The organism is Streptomyces mesophilus (genome assembly GCF_011044995.1).
Lineage (GTDB): Bacteria > Actinomycetota > Actinomycetes > Streptomycetales > Streptomycetaceae > Streptomyces > Streptomyces mesophilus.
Map to the genome: position 1 here is coordinate 30880 of NZ_JAAKZW010000025.1, position 20376 is coordinate 51255.

The window sequence follows — 20376 nt, forward strand, 5'->3', positions numbered from 1 at the left end:
CTCCGGGTCACGATGTGAGAGCTCGTTTGACCCTCTTTGCGAGCCTGCGCCAAGAGGGCCTGGATCCCGCCCACTTGTCCAGCACCCTGTGCATGTTCCCGCCGACGTCGAGGGCAAGCCGCCCGTCGCGGGTCCAGTAGGGGACGGTCTGGATCTTGTGCTGTCGCGACCGGCGCCCGCCGCAGGGCAGCAGTGCGCTCGGCGGACCGCCCTCGATGCGGACCATCCGGTCGAGCCCGAGCAACTGGACGTTGACGTGCACGTCGTACAGCCCCTTGGGGAGCCGGCCGCCGCAGGCCGCGGTCTCGGGGTCGATACGGACGGTTCCCTCGATCTCGACCGTCCCGTCGGCGGCGACCACCACATCGGATTCGACCGCGGCGAACCAGGCCTGCGCCCTGCCCCGCTGACGGAGCTGGAAATCCACCGCCGCCCGGTTCTCGATGTCCTTGAAGGACCAGTCGGGCCCGCCGTCGACCCCTTGGACCAGGGCAAGGTCGAGGCCGTAGCCGTCGTCCAGCCTTCTGGCCTTCACCGTGGCGCCGTCCGCGTACCGCAGCCGGGCGCGGAACGGCGCCACCAGCGTGCCCTCGTGCCAACGCAGCGGTTCGCTGAACTCGACCTCGCCGATGGCGTCTTTGTAGCGATTGGCCACCTTGCGCAGATCCTCGACCCTGTTGGCCTCGAGCAGTTCGGCGCGGAACCGCCACAGCGGCGGCAGACCTTCGCGGACGGAATCCGAGTACTCCTCGACGGCCACCTTCCGTGCCGCTTCGTAGTGCTTCATGTAGAAGGGGTCGCCCCTCAGGAAGCCCGGTGTCGCCGAGTTCCGCAGGACCTCGACCCGGTAGTTGCGCCTCAGGAAGGCGTCGCGCACCGGCCCCGGTGTCGTGTTGGCCTTGACGATCTGCGCGGTCGTGGCAAGCCATGGATAGTAGTCCGACGGCTCGGTGCGGCCCTTGCTGTTGTTGCTGCCGTCGTCGCGCTTGCTCCAGTCGTAGCAGACGACATCGCCGACCACCGTGATGTTCTTGGCGAGCGGAAACGCCTTCGCCAGGAACATCTGGTCCTCGAGACGACAGCGCCCTTCCTGGAAGGTGATGTCGTTGTCGAGCAGAAACTGACGGCGGAACATCTTGTGCGGAGTGAGCGTCTCGTACAGCTCGGCGAACTCAGGACCGGCGCGGTCGACCGACTCCCGGAAAAGGCGAATGGGGCCGCGCATATTGCCCTTCACCTTTCCGACCACGATGTCGGAATCGTTCTGCACGGCACGTTCGTACATGACCTGCAGCGCCTTCGGCCCCAAGGCGTCGTCCTGATCGAGAAAATGCACGTACTCGCCGCGCGCGTGCGAGACACCCAAATTACGAGGGCGCCCCGGCCAGCCCGAGTTCGGTATCGAGAACACCCGGAAATTCTCGGTCCTGTCGACCAGAGCCTGGAGCCGCTCCGCCGAATCGTCGGTCGATCCGTCGTTGACGAAGATCACCTCGATCTCGTCCTGCGGCAGCGCCTGCTTCAGGATCGAGTCGACCGGGCGCTCGATGTAGATGCCCGCGTTGTACACCGGGATGACGACGCTGACCTTGACGGTCATGAATTCCCCTCCTGGGGCTCAGGGACCAACACGGGCATCGCGGAGCCGAGCCGCTCGGACCAGTCGCGTATCGGCTCGATGCCGGCCTGCCGCCAGCGCTCGTGCCCCAGCACGCTGTACGCCGGCCGCGGCGCCGGACGGGCGAACGCCTCGCTCGTGGTCGGGCGGACCCGCCCGGGGTCGGCGCCGAGGAGCCGGAAGATCTCCTGCGTGAGTCCGAACCAGGTCGTCTCACCGCTGCTGGTGCCGTGATAGACCCCGGCCGGAGCGGTGCCCGCCCGTGCGCCCTGCCCCAGCCGCACCAGGCGGTCGGCCAGATCGACGGTCCACGTGGGCTGACCGCGCTGGTCGTCGACGACGTCCAGGGTCTCCTTGACGGACTCGAGCTTGATCATCGTACGGACGAAATTGCCGCCGCCCGCGCCGTACAGCCACGCCGTACGGACCACGAATCCGGTGTCGGGGAGCGTCGTCAGGACCGCCTGTTCGCCGGCCAGCTTGGTGCGGCCGTACGCGCCGCGCGGGCCCGTCGGCGCGTCCTCCGCGTACGGCTTGTCGGCGTCGCCAGGGAAGACGTAGTCCGTGGAGACGTGCAGGAGAACAGTGTTCAACTCCCGGCAGGACTCGGCCAGATGGCGCGGTCCGTCCCCGTTGATCCGCAGCGCCTCGTCCTCCCGGGTCTCCGCGTCGTCCACGGCGGTCCAGGCCGCGCAGTTCACCACGACGGCCGGACGGTGCTCGGTCAGGACGGCCCGTACCGCGGCGGGATCGGTGATGTCCAGGTCGGCACGGGTGACCGCGACGGCGGGGATGCCCTCGGTCGCGAGGCGGGCCAGGACGTCCTGGGCGAGCATGCCGCCCGCGCCGGTCACCAGCCAGCCGCCTATGCCGCTCACAGGGCCGCACGCTCCTTCAGCGGCTCCCACCAGGCGCGGTTGTCGCGGTACCACTGGACGGTCTCGGCCAGGCCGTCGGCGAAGTCCTTGCGGGGGACGTAGCCAAGCTCCTCGCGGATCTTGGTGCAGTCCACCGAGTAGCGCCGGTCGTGTCCCTTGCGGTCCTCGACGTACTCGACGCTCTCGTCCCAGTCGGCACCGCAGGCTTCGAGCAGCAGTCCGGTGAGCTCCTTGTTGGAGAGCTCGGTGCCGCCGCCGATGTTGTAGACCTCGCCCGGGCGGCCCTTCGTCCGTACGAGCTCGATGCCCTGCACGTGGTCGTCGATGTGCAGCCAGTCGCGGACGTTGGCGCCGTCGCCGTACAGCGGGACCTTCTTGCCGTCGAGCAGGTTGGTCACGAAGAGCGGGATGACCTTCTCGGGGAAGTGGTGGTGCCCGTAGTTGTTGGAGCAGCGCGTGACGCGCACGTCCAGGCCGTGCGTGCGGTGGTACGACAGCGCGATCAGGTCGCTGGACGCTTTGGCCGACGAATACGGGGAGTTGGGCTCGAGCGGATGCGTCTCGGGCCAGGAGCCCTCGTCGATCGACCCGTAGACCTCGTCCGTGGAGATGTGCACGAAGGTCTTGACGCCGGTCCGGTGGGCGGCATCGATCAGGGTGTGCGTGCCCACCACGTTCGTACGGACGAACTCGGCGCCGCCGTCGATGGAACGGTCGACGTGCGACTCGGCGGCGAAGTGCACCACCTGGTCGTGCTCGGCCATCAGCTTGCCGACGAGCTCCGGGTCGCAGATGTCGCCCTGCACGAAGGCGAAGCCGGGGTGCTCGCGCACCTCGTCGAGGTTGGCCGGGTTGCCCGCGTACGTCAGCTTGTCCAGGACGGTGATCGAGACGTCGCCGGGGCCTTCCGGGCCGAGGACGGTACGGACGTAGTGGGAGCCGATGAAGCCGGCGCCACCGGTCACGAGAATCCTGGCGGGTGTGGAGCGTTCGGTCATGAAGAGATCTGCACCTTGCTGTGATCACCGAGCACGAGCCGGTGGGCGGAAGGGTTGCGGGGCGCCGGTGTCACCTCGACATCGCGGCCGATCAGCGAGGCCTCCACCCGGCGCACGCCGGTCACGGAGGAGCCGGAGAGGACGATCGAGTACTCGATCTCGCTGTCCTCTATGCGGCAGTTCTCGGAGACGGAGGTGAACGGGCCGATGTACGCGTCACTGATCACGGAACCCGCGCCGATGACCACGGGCCCGACGATCCGGCTGCCGCAGACCTTGGCGCCCTGCTCGATGCGCACCCGGCCGATGATCTCGGTGCGCTCGTCGACCGTGCCCTCCTGGAGCGGTTCCAGGGTCTCCAGGACGGAACGGTTCACCTCCAGCATGTCGGTGACGTTTCCGGTGTCCTTCCAGTAGCCGGAGATCGTCGTGGAGCGCACGTCGCGCTTGCCGTCGATCAGCCACTGGATGGCGTGCGTGATCTCCAACTCGCCGCGCCAGGACGGCTCGATGGAGCGCACCGCCTCATGGATCGCCGGGGTGAACAGGTACACACCGACGAGCGCGAGATCGCTCTTCGGCTTCTTCGGCTTCTCCTCGAGGCCCACCACCACACCGGCCTCGTCGAGCTCCGCGACGCCGAAGGAGGTGGGGTTGGGAACCTTCGTGAGCAGGATCTGCGCGTCGGGCCGCTCGGCGCGGAACTCCTCCACCAGAGCGGTGATGCCGCCGACGATGAAGTTGTCGCCCAGGTACATGACGAAGTCGTCGTCGCCGAGGAAGTCCTGGGCGATGAGCACGGCGTGGGCAAGGCCCAGCGGCGCGTCCTGCGGGATGTACGTGACGTCGAGTCCGAAGCGCGAGCCGTCCCCCACGGCCTCTCTGATCTCGTCCGCCGTGTCCCCGACGACGATGCCGACCTCGCTGACGCCCGCGTCGGCGATCGCTTCGAGACCGTAGAAGAGCACGGGTTTGTTGGCGACCGGCACAAGCTGTTTGGCCGAGGTGTGCGTGATGGGGCGCAGGCGGGTGCCCGCACCTCCGGACAACACGAGCGCCTTCACGTATGGCCCCCCATACTTCGCAAGTGACGGGGATCCTGTCCCCATGGTGTCAGAACTCACAGTCAGGCTCGGGCCCTTACCTTAGCCTCACCCATGGTCGAAGATTCACAAGCTTCGCCCCTTCATTACTTGGTTCGACGCCTTCCCCAGGCTCGTCGGCCCACGCGTAAGCTCGCCGGTCGAGCGCATATGGAAAGGCAGAAGCCAGTGAACTACCGGGTCCAGCCCACCGCCCAGGTCGATGACACCGCAGAGATCGGCGCCGGGAGCAGCGTCTGGGAGCTTGCCCAGATCCGCGAGGGAGCCCGTCTCGGTGAGGGCTGTGTGGTCGGCCGCGGCGCCTATGTGGGCACCGGCGTGCAGATCGGCGACAACGTCAAGTTGCAGAACTACGCCCTCGTCTACGAGCCCGCGGAGCTGGCCGACGGTGTCTTCGTCGGCCCGGCGGTGGTCTTCACGAACGACCACAACCCGCGCTCCGTCGACCCCGACGGCAAGCAGAAGCGCGGCGGCGACTGGGAGGCCGTCGGCGTGAAGGTCGCCGAGGGCGCCTCCATCGGCGCGCGCTCGGTGTGCGTCGCCCCGGTCCGTATCGGCCGCTGGGCCATGGTCGCGGCGGGCGCGGTCGTCACCAAGGACGTGCCCGACTTCGCCCTGGTCATGGGCGTCCCCGCACGCCAGGCCGGCTGGGTGGGCCGCTCCGGCGTCAAGCTCGTGGAGCGTGCGGCGGGGGTGTGGGAGTGCCCGCAGACGGGGGCTCGGTACGAGGAGAAGGACGGGACGCTGACGGAGCGGCCGGCCTAGGGCCCGATCCGCAAGACAGGTCCCAGCAGCCGCTCCCCGCCTCGGGGGCGCGCCATGAGCGCTCCCGAGGATCGAACCCGTGCCCACCCAGGGCTTCCGCTCGGCTCCGAAAATCCGTACGGTCCGAGTCTCTGCGCCGACCATGGAGTTCACCGTGCCGACACCGGATGTTTCTGATGGCGGGCTCACAGGCATCGCCGGATGGGCCGTCTCCCGCATGGGCCGGGTCCCCCGCCCGTTCCTCGCCGAACGGATCCTCGGCGTCGTGGCCCACCGCGAACGGGACGCCCGCCGCAAGGCCGATCTGCTCGCCGAGGCCGCCCAGGCCCGGCTGGCACAGGGGTACGTCCCGCGGCATCTGCGCCAGGCCTACGCCGCCGAGCTGGCCTGGGCGGACGCGGAGTTCGCCGCCGGCCGCAAGAAGGAGGCCGCCGCCTCGCTCACCAAGGCGCTGATGCTGGCCTTCCACCGCGTGGCCCACCTCGACAACGGCGCCTCGCCGCTGGCCGAGGACCCCGCCGCGTTCACGGGGCCGCTGCGCCGGAGCAGGACCGCACGTGCGCTGCGCAAGGCGCGCGGCCGCAAGAGCCCGGCAGCCGCTCCCGAGGCGGGCCGGCCGGTACGGCTCCTGATCGCCCACAGCAACAACGCGAACTTCCTGGGCCCGCTCCTGCAGCGCTACGAGCAGGACCCGGACGTCGAGCTCCGGCTGCTCAACACCGCTGCCGACCCCGAACTCAAGCCCCTGTCCGGAGGCGTGGGCCGTCTGGTGCGGCACGCGGTGGCCGGGGACGGCGCGTACACGCGGGCCGCCGAGGCGGCGCTGCGTCCGCATCTCGACTGGGCCGATGTCGTCTTCGTCGACTGGTGCACGGCCGCCGCGACCCTGTTCACCCGGGTCGACCCGGGCACCACCCGGATCGTCGTCCGGCTGCACAGCTTCGAGGCCCTGGGCTACTGGCCCCATGTGGCCGACTTCTCCCGCGTCGACGACCTGGTCTTCGTCAGCGAGCATCTGCGCGAGCTGTGCGTGGCGGCGGTACCCCGCCTGGCCGAGCCGGACGGGCCCCGGCTCCATGTGGTCTCCAACGTGGTTCCCCTGGACCGTTTCGCCCGGCCCAAGAAGCCCGACGCGCGCTTCACTCTGGGGCTCGTCGGCACCAGCCAGGTCGCCAAGGACCCCCGCTGGGCGCTCGAGGTCCTGAAACTGTTGCGCCACAAGGACCCCCGCTACGTGCTGCACACCGTCGGCAGCCCGCTCGGCGCCGCGGGATCCGCCGCGACCGCCCGCTATCACGAGGCCTTCCTCGCGGACCTCGGTCCGCTGGAGGCCGAGGGTGCGGTACGGCAGATCGGGCAGACCGCCGATGTGCCGGGCGCGCTTCAGGAGGTGGGGGTGATCCTGAGCACCTCGGTCCGCGAGAGCTGGCACGCCGGTCTGATCGAGGGTGCGGCCAGCGGGGCGGTGCCGGTCGTCCGCGACTGGCCGTACTTCGCGGGCAAGCCGCACGGCGCCCGTACGCTCTTCCCCGCGTCCTGGATCGTCACGACCCCGGCCGAGGCCGCCGAGCGGATCCTCGCCGCCACAGCCGACGAGGAGACCTGGCTCGACCTCACCCAGGAGGCCTCCGCGCATGCCTCGGCCACCTGGGACCCGCGGTCCCCGCTGGCGGACTTCGACCGGATCCTGCTCGGCGGCCGCGGCGAGAGCTAGGGCCTGATCAACAAGACAGGCCCTGGCCGCGGCCGAACGTGAGGTGGGCCCGTACAGCAGCGCTGTACGGGCCCACCTCGCGTTCAGGGGTACGGACTTCAGCCGCCGATGACGACGCGGCGTACACCTTCCCAGCGGGCCGGGTCCGTGGTGCGGCGGCCGTCGACCAGGACGCGCACGTCCGGCAGGTCGGCGGCGGCCAGCTCACGGTATTCGGCGTGGTCGGCCTGGAGGATCGCCGCGGTGACCTGCTCACCGTTGTGCGGCGGCAGACCGTGGGCGGTGAGCTCCTGCGCCGTGTACATCGGGTCGGAGACGAACGGGACCGCGCCGCGCTCCTTGAGCGCCTCAACGGTGCCGTAGACGCCGGAGAAGGCCGTCTCCTTGACGCCGCCGCGGTAGGCCGCGCCCAGAACCAGGACGTTCACGCCGGCCAGGTCGCCGTACGCGGCCGCGAGCAGATCCACGGCGTACGAGGGCATCGCCGCGTTCGCCTCGCGCGCGGAGCGCACGACGGTCGCCTCGGGGTCGTTCCACAGGTACATCCGCGGGTAGATCGGGATGCAGTGGCCGCCGACCGCGATACCGGGCTGATGGATGTGGCTGTAGGGCTGCGAGTTGCAGGCCTCGATGACCTTCTTCACGTCGATGCCGGTCTTGTCGGCGAAGCGCGCGAACTGGTTCGCCAGACCGATGTTGACGTCGCGGTACGTCGTCTCGGCGAGCTTGGCCATCTCGGAGGCCTCCGAAGTGCCCAGGTCCCAGACGCCGTTGGGGCGCGGCAGGTCCGCACGCTCGTCGAAGTCGAGCACGGCCTCGTAGAACTCCACACCACGGCGCGCCGAGGCCTCGTCGATACCGCCGACGAGCTTCGGGTAGCGGCGCAGATCGGCGAAGACCCGCCCGGTCAGGACGCGTTCGGGGCTGAAGACCAGGTGGAAGTCCTCGCCCGGGGTCAGACCGGAGCCCTCCGCGAGCATGGGCGCCCAGCGGTCACGGGTGGTGCCGACGGGCAGCGTGGTCTCGTAGGAGACCAGGGTCCCCGGCTTGAGACCGGCCGCGATCGCCTTGGTCGCGGCGTCCATCCAGCCGAAGTCCGGCACGCCTTCGGAATCCACGAACAGCGGCACCACGACGACCACGGCGTCGGACTCGGCGACCGCGGCGGCCGTGTCCGTCGTGGCGGTGAGCAGGCCCGCGCCGACGGTCTCCTTGAGCAGCCGGTCGAGGTCGAACTCGCCGGGGAAGGGCTCGGTCCCCGCGTTGACCAGCTCGACGACCTTCTCGTTGACGTCGGCGCCGATCACCCGGTGCCCCTTGGCGGCGAACTGCACGGCGAGCGGCAGCCCGATCTTGCCGAGGGCGACTACGCAGATGTTCATGAGTGGTGGTTACTTCCTCTTGGAGCCGAACAGCCGGGAGCGCAGCCGCGATCCCAGTGACTTCTGGACCGGGAACAGCGGACCTGTGGTGATCACCATGCGGCCCTTCTTGTTCACCGTGGCGGACACCCGGTACGGATCCGCGCGCCGCCACCGTCTGGCCAGCGGCATCGGTTCGCCCTTGCCCCTGACCGGTATCTCGTACGTACGCCCGGCCAGGCGCAGGTATACGCGAACACCTCGGGTGGCGTGGATCGCGCCGACCGGTATACGGGCGTGCAGCACCGTACCCTCGGGGTCCGCCTCGGTGCGGAACTCGCCCACCGGATCCGGCAGTTCACGGTCATCGGGCACCACCATCGCCCCGGGCTTGTCCGCACTCTTGGGCATGGCGCCATCGGCCAGCCGGATCACGGCGCCCTCGGTGTCACCGGTGACGGGAATGCGTACGGAGAGCGCTACGTGCAGGCCGTCGCCCTCCTGCTCCCAGGCGGCGGCAAGCAGCTTGGTGCCCTTGGCGAGCCGCCCCGGCACCTTCTCCTCCATCAGCTCGAAGGAGCGGTCCGGCAACGCGAGCCGTGTATCGCGGAAGCCCGGGTAGGCGGCGTACGCCCTGGGGCCCTCGACGTGGAAGGTCGGCGTGCCACGGCGCGCCTCGTCCCTGATCGCCTCGGTCAGCTCGTCCACCGCTCCCCCCTGCGCGAGGCAGATGCGGGCACGGCGCTTGACGTCCATGGAGTCGCGCAGTTCCTCGGTGAAGTACGCGTCGGCGAGCTCGGCGATGCCGGCGCACACCTCCTGCTGGGTCTCGCGGTCGAGCTCCAGGAAGTCGTCCTGGATCAGCTTGGCGAGCTCCCAGACGAAGTGCCGCTCGAACACGGCGTCACGGCGCGGTCCGGCTTCGATGAGCCGGGCCGTGAAGTGCATGATCTCCGCGGTGCACTTCAGCCGTGCCAGGTGGTTCGCCCGGTACGTGATGTTGCTGGCGTCGCCGCGCTTCACGGCGTAGTAGCACGTGTAGTCGGCGACGACCGAGATGTTGCGGGCCCGGAAGCATGCCTCGATGGTGAACGGCTGGTCGCTTCCGACCGGCAGGTCCTCGGGGAAGCGCAGCTCGTGCTTCTCGACCAGTTCACGGCGGAACAACTTGGTGTTGGCCAGCGCGAACGGCAGATCCGAGTCGAACAGCGAGAGCGACGACGCGTTGGCCTCGTAGAGCTTCTGGCGTACGTAACGGCCGTTCGTGCCGACCATCTTGCCGGCGACGACGTCGGAGCCGTTCTCGTCGGCACTGGCGACCAGGCGCTCGAGCGCCTCGTTCCCGAGGTAGTCGTCCGCACCGATGAAATAGACGTACCGTCCGGTCGCCACGTCGAGGGCACGGTTGCTGGGGGCAGCCGGGCCACCGGAGTTGGCCTGGTGGATGACCTTGAAGGTCTCCGGGTACCGCTCGGCGAAGCGGTCGAGCTCCTTACCGCTGTCATCTGTGGAGCCGTCATCGACGGCGACGACCTCCAGGCGGTCGAGACCGATGCTCTGTTCCACCAGGGAGTTCAGGCACTCCGTGAGGTACGGCATGGTGTTGTAGACCGCCACCACCACGGTGACATCGGGGGTTCGGCTCATCTCTCTCCCCTGGAAGATCCCGTCACCAGCTTCGTATACACCGCGTCCAGCTCCGCCGCCTGGTGCTCCCAGGTCCACTGCTCGAGCAGGCCCGAAGTCTCGTATACGTCCCGGTACTTCTTGGGGTCCTTGAGCACGGCCTCGACCGCCCGGACGTAGGCGTCCACGTTCTCCGCCTCGAAGACCTCGCCCTGACCCGTCTTGACGGTCATGTCGCCCATCGTCTTCACGTCGCTGACCACCAGCGGCAGACGCGCGTGCGAGTACTCGAAGTACTTGGTGATCAGGGCGATCTCGTGGTTCGGCCAGTGGTGGATGGGGATGACGCCGATATCCGCGGACGAGAGGAACGGCACGACCTGATAGTGCGGGACGTACGGCAGGATGTGCACCCGGTCCGACACCCCGAGTTCCTCGGCGCGCGTCCGCAGGCTCCGCATGTAGTCGGAGTTCGGCCGCAGCACGACGAACGCCACGTGCAGACCCTCGAGCCGGGGCAGCGATTCGACCATGATGTCGAGCCCTCGCTGGGGCGCGGCCGCACCGCTGTACACGGAGAGCGGGACGTCAGGGCCGATCCCGCACTGCTCCCGCAGGTCGGGGACCGGTTCGGCCGCCTGCTCGGGCGAGATCTCGCCGTCGGGAGCGTTCAGGACCACGGCGGGCTGCTCGGAGAGCCCGTGCCGCTCGGCCAGCATCGTGGCAAGCGTCTCCGAGACGGTGGTCACGGCGTCCGCGTGGCGCGCGTACTCCTTCTCATGGGCGCACTGCGCGACATGCCAACGGGGATGCGGGTCCCACGGCTTGAGGCCGGGCAGGAACTCGTGCGCGTCCCAGACCAGCGGGATGGTGCGGCCCTTGGCCGACGCCCGCAGCTTCGCCCGTGCGCCGACTCCGAGCATCCGGAAGTCGTTGGCGTGGATCACGTCCGGCTTGAGCGCGTCGATCTCCTTGCCGAACGCCAACTCGTAGTCCCACAGACCGGGGTCGAGCCGGCGCCAGGCGCGGTCGCCCATGGTGCGCTGCCAGAAGGCCGTGGTGAAGCGGTCGAGAGGCGAGGTCATCGCCTTGCGCCGCTCGTCGAGCCGCCGCGTCTGCCGATGACGCAGCCCCACCCAGCGGCTGAGCAGCCTGGCGGCGAGGCGCGCGGGCAGCAGACGCAGCGCGCCAAGTCCGCCGCTGCGCCGGGCGAGCACGAGCCGGATACTCAGATCGGCGCGCCAGGCCTTCACCTTCTGCTTGCGATACGCGGCGAGCGGGCCGGGCTTGTAGGCGAGCGGAGCGCGCAGGATCGCACGCCGGTACTCGTGCCGACGGCGCCTCAGCGGTGCCGGCACCCGCACGAGGCGCACCTGCGCGTCGCCTATCTGCCAGGTGTGTTCCTTCTTGTCGGGCGACCGGCCGAGCAGAACGACATCCCAGCCGGCCTCGGCGGCCGAACGGGCTTCCTTCTGCACTCGGGAATCGCCGTTGACGCCGTTGTCGACCAGCATGACGATCCGGCCCCGCGACGGCACCGGCGTGACCTCAGACGCCATGACCCGCGAACTCCTCCGCCTTGAGCTCCATCGACCGTCCGGTTGCAGCGGATTCGAGCACGGCCGCGGCCACCTCGACCGTCCGCATCCCCTGCCGCAGCGTGCAGATGTCCGCGGGCTCGCCCAGAACGGCGTCCCTGAACAGCTCGTGCTCCACAAGGAGCGGCTCCCGCTTCGGGATCGCGTACCGGATCATGTCGCCCTCGGAAACACCGCGGAAGGCCTGCAGCGCTTCCCACTCGGTGGTCACGGCGGCGTTCGAGTAGAACGTCAGGTCCGCGGTGAGGGTGTCGGCGATGAACGTGCCGCGCTCGCCCGTGACCGAGGTGAAGCGCTCCTTGAGCGGGCTCAGCCAGTTGACCAGGTGGCTGACCATCGCGCCGCCGGACAGCCGGCCCACGGCGGAGACCATGTCCTCGTGCGGGCGGCCGCTCTTGTGGATCGTGTGCGCGGCGATCGAGGTGTACGTCTGACCGGTCACCCAGCCCGTCAGGTCGATGTCGTGGGTGGCGAGGTCCTTCACCACGCCGACATCGGCGATGCGGTGCGGGAACGGGCCCTGGCGGCGCGTGACCACCTGGAAGATCTCGCCCAGCTCACCGGCCTCGAGACGGGAACGGAGGCTGCGCAGCGCCGGGTTGCAGCGCTCGATATGACCGACGCCGGCCACGAGGCCGCGCGACTCGAAGGCCTCGACCAGCTTGCGGGCGCCCTCGACCGAGTCGGCGACCGGTTTCTCGATCAGCGCGGCGACACCGGCCCCGGCGAGCTGGAGACCGACTTCCTCGTGCAGGGCCGTCGGGCAGGCCACGACGGCGTAGTCGACGCCGAGTTCCAGCAGTTCCTCGACGGTGGACAGGACGGGAGCACCCTGGGCCCAGCCGTTCTTGTCCCCCATCGGGTCGACGACGCCGACCAGTTCCACCCCGTCGAGGCCGGCGAGGACGCGCGCGTGGTGGCGTCCCATCGATCCCAGGCCGACGAGTCCGGCCCGCAGCGACTTCTCAGCGTTCACGTCAGTTCCCCAGACCGTTCACAGCGGCGACGATGCGCTCGAGTTCACCCTCGGTCAGCGAGGGGTGGACCGGCAGCGAGACGACCTCGGCCGCCGCGCGCTCGGTCTCCGGCAGGTCCCACGCACGGCCGGCCTTCTGGTCCGGCTCCCAGTACGGCTTGAGCCGGTGGATGGGGGTGGGGTAGTAGACCGCGTTGCCGACACCGGCGGCGGTGAGCTTCTCCTGTACGGCGTCCCGGTCGCCTTCCACGCGCACGGTGTACTGGTGGTACACGTGCCGGGCGCCCTCGGCGACCGGCGGCGTGACGAGCCCCGTGAGGTGCTCGTCCAGGTAGGCGGCGTTGGCGCGGCGGCGCTCGGTCCAGCCGCCCAGCTTGCCGAGCTGGACCCTGCCGATGGCGGCCGCGACGTCGGTCATCCGCATGTTCGCGCCGACGATCTCGTTGGCGTACCGCTGCTCCATGCCCTGGTTGCGCAGCAGGCGCAGCGTGCGCGCGACTTCGGCGTCAGCCGTGGTGATCATGCCGCCCTCCAGGGCGTGCATGTTCTTCGTCGGGTAGAAGCTGAAGGTGCCCGCCGTGCCGAAGGCGCCGACGGGGGTGCCGTTCAGAGCAGCGGCGTGCGCCTGGCAGGCGTCCTCGACGACCGCGAGACCGTGCCGCTGCGCGAGGGGCATCAAGCGGTCCATGGCGGCCGGGTGGCCGTACAGGTGCACCGGCATGACGGCCGCGGTGCGCGGCGTGATGGCGGCCTCGACCGCTGCCGGGTCGAGCCCGAAGCTGCCCGGCTCGATGTCGGCGAAGACCACGTCGGCGCCGACCAGACGGACGGCGTTCGCGGAGGCGGCGAAGGAGAACGACGGGACGATGACCTCGTCGCCCGGTCCGATACCGAGGGCGAGCAGGGTCAGGTGAAGCGCCGAGGTGCCCGAGTTGACGGCGACGCAGTGCCGCCCCTCGACCAGCTCCGAGAACTCCTCCTCGAAACCGGCGACTTCGGGGCCCTGAACGACGCGCCCGCTGCGGAGCACGCGTACCGCCGCCTCGATCTCGTCCTCACCGATGACAGGCTTCGCGGCGGGTATCGGTTGATTGTTGGCGCCAGACATGGCCACCCTCCCCTTCAGCACCTCGTGGGCGCACTGTTCGAGGTGAGGGGAAGTGGATGTCGGTTCGGACAGACCAGTCCCCCGGCACGTGGCCGACCTCAAGGCTTTTCTTTCGCACACAAACGCCCAAGCCCCCGCCGGCCGTTCATGGAAGGCGACTGATCGCGCAGATGTGAACATCTGGCGGAGTAACTCAGTCTCAACGGGCGCCAGGGTACCAGGAGTTTTCACACGGTCTTTAAGTTCGTAACCAGCAAGAAATGTCACTCCGGCCACACAGCAAAGCGGCCTGCCCCGGATGAACCGGGGCAGGCCGCCTAGTTGCACGGAGGAGCCTGAAGTCAGTCGGTCGGAGCCGACACCGACGGCAGCGTCTGCTGCTCGGCCGCCGAGGTCTTCTTCGCCGTCGCCTTCTTCGTGGTCGACTTCTTCGCCGCGGTCTTCTTGGCCACCGTCTTCTTGGCCGCCGCGGTCTTCTTCGTCGCGGCCTTCTTGGCGGTGGCCTTCTTGGCCGTCTTGCGCGCGGCCTTCTTGGCCGGCGCCGCCTCCTCGGCCTCCGCCGCGGACGCGGCCTCGGGCTCGCCGCCGGTCGCGGGCACGACCACCACGGCGGCGTCCTCGGACGTCGTCGGCGCGGACGCCTTGCGCACGGCGCGACGCCGCGGACGGGCCGGGGCAGCGCTCGCGGCCTTCTCCTGCACGGGCTCCTCGGCGGGCTTCTCCTGTACGGGCTCGGGCTCGGCCGCCACGGGAGCAGGCTCCGGCTCGGCGACCACGACAGCCGCGGGCGCCTCCTCGGCGGACTTGGGCGCCCCCGCGGGAGCCGTCGCCTTCCGGGTGGCCCGACGACGGGTACGGCCCTTGGGCGCGGCGTCCTCGGTGACCGGCTTGGCCTCTTCGGCCTGCGCCTGCTCCGCCTCGACCGCCTTCGGCTCCTCGGCCTTGGGCTGCTCGGCCTTCGGCTGCTCGACCTTGGGCTCATCCGCCTTGGGCTGAGAGACCTCAGGTTCGGAGACCTTGGCCTGCTCGGCCTTCGCCTCGGACGCCTTCGGCGAACCCGCCGGAGCCGTCGCCTTGCGCGTGGCCCGGCGCCGCGAACGGCCCCTGGACGCCGCGGCCTCGGCCTCGGCGGCGCTGGAGTACAGCTCCTCGTCCGGACGGAACTCAGGCTCGTCGAGCTTCACCGGCGCCGCCACCTCGGCGGCGACCTCGGCAGCGGACTCGATGGGCTCGACCGGCTCGACGGCCTCGTGCGTGTGCTCGTGCTGGTCCGTGCCGCCCTTGCCGCGCTTCTTGCTGCGCTTGCCGCCGCCACCGGCGGAGGTGGCCTGCTCCATGTGCACGATGACGCCACGGCCGTTGCAGTGCACGCAGGTCTCGGAGAAGGACTCCAACAGGCCCTGTCCGACGCGCTTACGCGTCATCTGGACCAGACCCAGCGAGGTGACCTCGGCGACCTGGTGCTTCGTACGGTCACGGCCCAGGCATTCGAGCAGCCGGCGCAGGACCAGGTCCCGGTTGGACTCGAGGACCATGTCGATGAAGTCGATGACGACGATGCCGCCGAGGTCGCGCAGCCGCAGCTGGCGCACGATCTCCTCGGCCGCTTCGAGGTTGTTCCTCGTCACGGTCTCTTCGAGGTTGCCGCCCTGACCGGTGAACTTGCCGGTGTTGACGTCGACGACGATCATCGCCTCGGTCTTGTCGATCACCAGCGAACCACCGGACGGCAGCCAGACCTTGCGGTCGAGCGCCTTCGCGAGCTGCTCGTCGATCCGGTACGTGGCGAAGACGTCGACCTCGGAGGTCCACTTCGACAGCCGGTCCGCCAGGTCGGGGGCGACATGGGACACGTATCCGTGGATGGTCTCCCAGGCCTCGTCACCGCTGACGATGACCTTCGAGAAGTCCTCGTTGAAGATGTCGCGCACGACGCGGACGGTCATGTCCGGCTCGCCGTACAGCAGACTCGGCGACGAGGTCGAGATCTGCTTCGCCTTCTTCTGGATGTCCTCCCACTGCGCCTGGAGCCGCTCGACATCGCGGCGCAGCTCGTCCTCGCTCGCGCCCTCGGCGGCGGTGCGCACGATGACGCCCGCGTCCTCGGGGACGATCTTCTTGAGGATGGTCTTCAGACGCGCGCGCTCGGTGTCCGGGAGCTTGCGGCTGATACCGGTCATCGAACCCTCGGGCACGTACACGAGGTAGCGGCCGGGCAGCGAGACCTGGCTGGTCAGACGGGCACCCTTGTGACCGATCGGGTCCTTGGTGACCTGCACGAGGACCGACTGGCCCGACTTCAGGGCCTGTTCGATACGGCGCGGCCCGTTGGCCATGCCGAGCGCCTCGAAGTTGACCTCACCGGCGTACAGGACCGCGTTGCGGCCCTTGCCGATGTCGATGAACGCGGCCTCCATCGACGGCAGCACGTTCTGGACCTTGCCCAGGTAGACGTTGCCGACGTACGAGGTGGCCTGCTCCTTGTTGACGTAGTGCTCCACGAGCACGTTGTCCTCGAGGACGCCGATCTGCGTGCGCTCGCCGTGCTGACGCACGACCATCACGCGCTCGACGGCCTCGCGGCGCGCCAGGAACTCGGCCTCGGTGATGATCGGGACGCGACGGCGGCCCTGCTCACGGCCTTCGCGGCGGCGCTGCTTCTTGGCCTCCAGGCGGGTCGAGCCCTTGATGGACTGGACCTCGTCGCTGGCCTGCTCGCTCTCGGACTTCTTGGCGCGCGGCTCGCGCACCTTGACGACCGTGCGCTCCGGGTCACCGTCGCCCGGCTCGCTGTCCGCCGGGCTGTCACCGGTGCGACGCCGGCGCCGGCGACGGCGACGGCTGCTGCTCGAACCGCCCGCGTCGCGGTCCCCGTGCTCCGCGTCGTCCTCATCGGACTCGTCGGATTCGTCGGAGGCCTCGGCGCCGTCCTGCTCATCGGCGGAGTCCGAGGCGTCCTCGTCCTCGCCACCGTCCTGGTCGGAGGCCTCACCGCGACGGCGGCGACGGCCGCCACGACGGCGGCGACGGCCCGAACGGCCGCCCTGGTCCTCGGAGTCGTCGCCCTCGGCGGACTCGCCCTCGGCGCTCTCGACATCGTCCTGCTCGTCGGCGGCGACGTCCTCGTCGGACGCCTGCGTGGTCTCCTGCACCGGCTCGGCGACCGGCTCGGCCGGCTCACCGCGGCGGCGCCGGCGACGGCGCGAGCCGGCGGGTGCCTCGGTCTGCTCCTCGGCCTGCGGGGCGCGCTCGGCGACCTCGGCGGGCTCGGCGACCTCTTCCTCGTCTGCTTCCGCAGCCTCCGCGGCAGCGGCGGCCGCGGCGCGCTCGGGCGTCTGGAACATCGGCTCGGTGAACACCGGCGCCTGGAACACGGCGACGGCGGGCCGGCGCGCGGACCGCGCGGGCGCCTCGTCGGCGCTCTCGTCCTGGCCGGACTTGTCGGCGGCGGCCGGCTCCGAGAAGAGCGCGCCGGACTTACGGCCGGCGCGACGACGGCCCCGGCGGGGCGTCTCCTCGGCCTCGTCCTTGGCGGACTGGGTGGCCTTGGCGGACTGGGTGGCCTTGGCGGCCTTGGGCTCCTCGGCCACGGGGGCAGACGCTTCCGCGGCCGGCTCGTCCTTCGCGGGAGCAGCGGCGACGGCCGGTGCGGCCTCCGGCTCCTCGCTCGCGGCGGGCGCACCGGACGGCGCGGTCGCCTTGCGGGTGGCGCGACGGCGCGTACGGCCCTTCGCGGGGGCCTCTTCGGCGACCGGCGCCTGCTCGGCCCCGGTCTTCTCTTCCTGTACGTCGGCGGCCTGCTCGGCCTGAACCGGGGCGGCCTCGGCGCTCTCCTCGGCGGCGGCCTCGGGCGCGGTCACCTTGCGGGTGGCGCGACGGCGGCTGCGGGCGCGGGGCGCGGGCTCCTCGACGACCGGCTCGGCCACGGCGGCGGTCTCCTCGACGGCCTCCGACTCCTCGTCGGCGGCCTCTTCGGCGACAGGCGCCGGCTCCGGAGCCTTCGGTGCCCCTGCGGGCGCCGAAGCGCGGCGCGTGGCGCGACGGCGGGTGCGCGGCGCGGGGGTCTCCTCGGCCTGTGCCTCGACGGAGGCCTCGTGCGCCTCGACGGCGGCCTCGTCCGCGACGGGGTCCTCCGCGGCGACGGGCTCGACGGTGGCGGGCTCGGCGGCTACTTCGGCGGCCGGTATGGCCGGCGCGTCCGACGCGGTGGCCGCGACGGGCGGTCCCGCCGGGCGGGACGCGGCGCGGCGCCGGCGGCGCGGCGGCAGCTTGTCGCCAGGTGCGGTGTTGTTCTCGGCGTCCCCGGACGTACCGGGTTCGGTCGGCTCGAGCATGCGGGCGGTTCTCCCGTCACGCTCCCGGGCGCCGCGCCGGTGCCGATGACGTCCGCGGCCGGCAGTACTGAACCAGGCCGCTCGTCCGGCAGGCGCGGGCGCCGCACGGGAGCTGTATGTGTCTGTCTCGCCGGTTCCGATACGCGGTACGCACGGCCTGGCGAAAGTCTGGTGGTCGGTGCGCGGCCCGACCCAGGTGGCTCCCGAGTACAAGGGCTGCGCGGTTCGGCGACCGTCCCTACGGAACCTTCCTTAGCCCTGCGCTGCCGCGGCGGTCGGCTCTGCGTCCTCTTGGGTGGAGGGCGCGGCCGCCTCGCGGTCGGGCGCGAGCGGGTCGGTCACCGTGCCGGAATCCTCGTCGAACGGCCCCTGGGCCAGCCTGGTCACCGCAGCGGGGACCGGCGGCACCAAGTCGGCTACGGCTCGGAGACCGGACAGGACGTCGTCGGGTCGTACGGCAGGCGATGCATGCCTTACAACCAGCCGCAGTATCGCACAGGGCTCAGCCCCCGGCCTATCAGCCCGGGATTCGAGTGCCTGCAGATCAGCGACGGCGCCGCGGGCGTCGAAGGTGCGCATGCCGTTCTTCGTGAGCCGTCCGACTTCGACGGACTCGGCATCGAGGAACGCCTTCACGGCGGCCTGGGCCTGCGCGAGCTCGACACCGTCGAGCCTCAACTCCCAGACCGAAGCCTGCAGCCGGTCCGCGAGACCCGAGATCCGGGCCTCGACCGCCTCGGTGATGTCGAGCCCGTCAGGCAGCGACTCGTCGAGGAGGACACGGAGCTGCGCGGGGTCGCGCTTCTCCGTCAGAGCGATCTCCAGATACTCGGCCTCACTGCCCGTGCCGGTGGGTGCGGCATTGGCGTAGGACACCTTGGGATGCGGCGTGAAGCCCGCCGAGTACGCCATGGGGACCTCGGCGCGACGCAGGGCGCGCTCGAAAGCGCGCTGGAAGTCGCGGTGGCTGGTGAACCGGAGGCGGCCGCGCTTGGTGTAACGCAGTCGGATGCGCTGCACCGCGGGTGCGGGCGGCGGGCCTTCGGGCTGTCGCTTGCCCAGTGTCAGTCAGTCCTTCGTGAACTTCACCGCCGCCGCGTTCGGCAGCGGCTGGTGTGTAGGTGCGGTCGTACTGCTACCTAGAGTACGTGCCTGAGCGACGGCCGGTTCCCGCCGGTGCTTTTGTACGGGGATGGGGGCGGCCTCACGAGCGGGTGCGCCGAACAGCATCCGCCGTACGTCGGCCCGGGTCTGCCGGGCGCTTTCGCGGGCCGCGGCAAGGGCCTTGCGCGCACTGCGTCCGGCCTCACGCACCGCCTGGCCGACCGGCCTGAGGACGGCATCCCGTACGAAATGACCGACGGGCGTGAGAACCGTCCGGTACGCCCACCGCACGGGCTCCACGAAGATCCAGCGCAGCAGCGTCCCGATCGCCCGGCCCACAGACCGCGAGATCCGCCCGGCGACACGCCAGGCGTGCCCGAGCGCGTCGCCGACCTCCCGCGCCACGACGCCGAGCCCCTTCCCGACGGGCACGAGCACCCAGCGCCACAGAGCGACGACGGGCACGACGAAAATCCACCGCAACAGCGTCCCGATCCCCCGGCCCACCCAGAGAATGCCGTGTCCGACAGGCGTCAGGACGTACGCGTACAGCCACACGGCCGGCGCGACGACGAGCACCCGCCCCATCCACGCGAGCCCGGCAAGCACCACGGCCCCGAGCCAGAGCAGCCCCCGCCCGACGGGGGCGAGCACGTACCGCCACAGAGCGACCCACGGCCACACGAACAACGCCTTGCCCAGCCACCCGAGCCCGGCCCCGAGCATCCGCCCCAGCCAGGCGAGCCCATGCCCGACCGGCGTCAGAACGTACGCATACAGCCAGACGGCGGGCACGACGAACAGCACCCGCCCCAGCCAGCCGACACCGGCACCCACCGGCACGACCACATAGCGCCACAGCGCCACCCACGGCCACACGAACACCGCCTTGCCGACCCAGGCGAGCCCGACCCCGAGCATCCGCCCCAGCCAGCCGAGCCCATGCCCGAGCGGAACGAGCACCTGCTCCCAGAGGAACACCACGGGCACGACGAACAGCACCCGCCCCAGCCAGGCCAACGCCCGCCCGACAGGCAGCAGCAGCGTCCGCTGCACAAACTTCCCACCCACGACCAGCGCGTCCCACACCATCCGCACGGGCACGACGAGCACGAGCACGACGATCCGTACGGGAATCCTGATCGCCGCCGCAATACAGCCCTCGGGTCCGTCGGCCGGCGGGGGCACAGGGC

At 70.5% G+C, this 20376-nt stretch carries 14 protein-coding genes; 2 read left to right on the forward strand and 12 right to left on the reverse strand.

The window, feature by feature from the left end; genetic code table 11:
• Nucleotides 1-7: 7 nt before the first annotated feature.
• Genes G6045_RS10060 through G6045_RS10075 form a run of 4 tightly spaced genes read right to left on the reverse strand, consistent with a single transcriptional unit; the run spans nt 8 to nt 4558 of the window.
• Entirely contained in the window at nt 8-1600 is a 1593-nt protein-coding gene (locus tag G6045_RS10060) for a glycosyltransferase family 2 protein (RefSeq protein ID WP_165331514.1), read from the reverse strand.
• Nucleotides 1597-2496 carry a dTDP-4-dehydrorhamnose reductase gene (gene rfbD / locus G6045_RS10065; RefSeq protein WP_328707720.1) on the reverse strand — a complete coding sequence of 300 codons (900 nt, stop codon included), beginning with the start codon at nt 2494-2496 and terminating at the stop codon, nt 1597-1599. Before rfbD ends, G6045_RS10060 begins: the two co-directional genes overlap by 4 nt.
• A complete protein-coding gene (gene rfbB / locus G6045_RS10070; RefSeq protein ID WP_165331515.1) occupies nt 2493-3494 on the reverse strand; it encodes a dTDP-glucose 4,6-dehydratase in 1002 nt (333 codons plus the stop codon). Before rfbB ends, rfbD begins: the two co-directional genes overlap by 4 nt.
• On the reverse strand, nt 3491-4558 hold the full coding sequence (locus G6045_RS10075; RefSeq protein WP_165331516.1) for a glucose-1-phosphate thymidylyltransferase: 1068 nt from the start codon (nt 4556-4558) through the stop codon (nt 3491-3493). Before G6045_RS10075 ends, rfbB begins: the two co-directional genes overlap by 4 nt.
• A gap of 207 nt (nt 4559-4765) precedes the next feature.
• Between G6045_RS10075 and G6045_RS10080 the strand changes: the two genes are divergently transcribed.
• Together G6045_RS10080 and G6045_RS10085 are read left to right on the forward strand one after the other, a co-directional pair.
• A complete protein-coding gene (locus G6045_RS10080; RefSeq protein WP_165331517.1) occupies nt 4766-5362 on the forward strand; it encodes an acyltransferase in 597 nt (198 codons plus the stop codon).
• 154 nt (nt 5363-5516) lie between these two features.
• On the forward strand, nt 5517-7076 hold the full coding sequence (locus G6045_RS10085) for a glycosyltransferase family 4 protein (protein ID WP_165331518.1): 1560 nt from the start codon (nt 5517-5519) through the stop codon (nt 7074-7076).
• Nucleotides 7077-7174: 98 nt separating this feature from the next.
• Here G6045_RS10085 and G6045_RS10090 read toward each other — a convergent pair whose 3' ends face one another.
• The 8 genes from G6045_RS10090 to G6045_RS10125 all read right to left on the reverse strand — a co-directional run bounded on the left by G6045_RS10090 (nt 7175) and on the right by G6045_RS10125 (nt 20371).
• A complete protein-coding gene (locus tag G6045_RS10090; protein WP_165331519.1) occupies nt 7175-8458 on the reverse strand; it encodes a nucleotide sugar dehydrogenase in 1284 nt (427 codons plus the stop codon).
• A 9-nt stretch (nt 8459-8467) separates the two neighbouring features.
• Entirely contained in the window at nt 8468-10084 is a 1617-nt protein-coding gene (locus G6045_RS10095; RefSeq protein WP_165331520.1) for a glycosyltransferase family 2 protein, read from the reverse strand.
• Entirely contained in the window at nt 10081-11622 is a 1542-nt protein-coding gene (locus tag G6045_RS10100; protein ID WP_235967757.1) for a glycosyltransferase family 4 protein, read from the reverse strand. The genes G6045_RS10095 and G6045_RS10100 overlap by 4 nt, the downstream gene beginning before the upstream one ends.
• Nucleotides 11612-12637, reverse strand: coding sequence for a Gfo/Idh/MocA family protein (locus tag G6045_RS10105; protein WP_328707721.1), 1026 nt, complete (start codon nt 12635-12637; stop codon nt 11612-11614). Before G6045_RS10105 ends, G6045_RS10100 begins: the two co-directional genes overlap by 11 nt.
• A 1-nt stretch (nt 12638) precedes the next feature.
• Nucleotides 12639-13745, reverse strand: a complete 1107-nt coding sequence (locus tag G6045_RS10110) for a DegT/DnrJ/EryC1/StrS family aminotransferase (RefSeq protein ID WP_165331521.1) — start codon at nt 13743-13745, stop codon at nt 12639-12641.
• A gap of 341 nt (nt 13746-14086) precedes the next feature.
• Nucleotides 14087-18079, reverse strand: coding sequence for a ribonuclease E/G (locus G6045_RS10115; protein WP_165331522.1), 3993 nt, complete (start codon nt 18077-18079; stop codon nt 14087-14089).
• Nucleotides 18080-18331: 252 nt separating this feature from the next.
• On the reverse strand, nt 18332-19099 hold the full coding sequence (locus tag G6045_RS10120; RefSeq protein WP_165331523.1) for a TIGR03936 family radical SAM-associated protein: 768 nt from the start codon (nt 19097-19099) through the stop codon (nt 18332-18334).
• Nucleotides 19100-19147: 48 nt separating this feature from the next.
• Nucleotides 19148-20371: a hypothetical protein gene (locus tag G6045_RS10125; protein WP_165331531.1), complete on the reverse strand. Its 1224-nt coding sequence runs from the start codon at nt 20369-20371 to the stop codon at nt 19148-19150.
• Between the last annotated feature and the right edge of the window lie 5 nt (nt 20372-20376).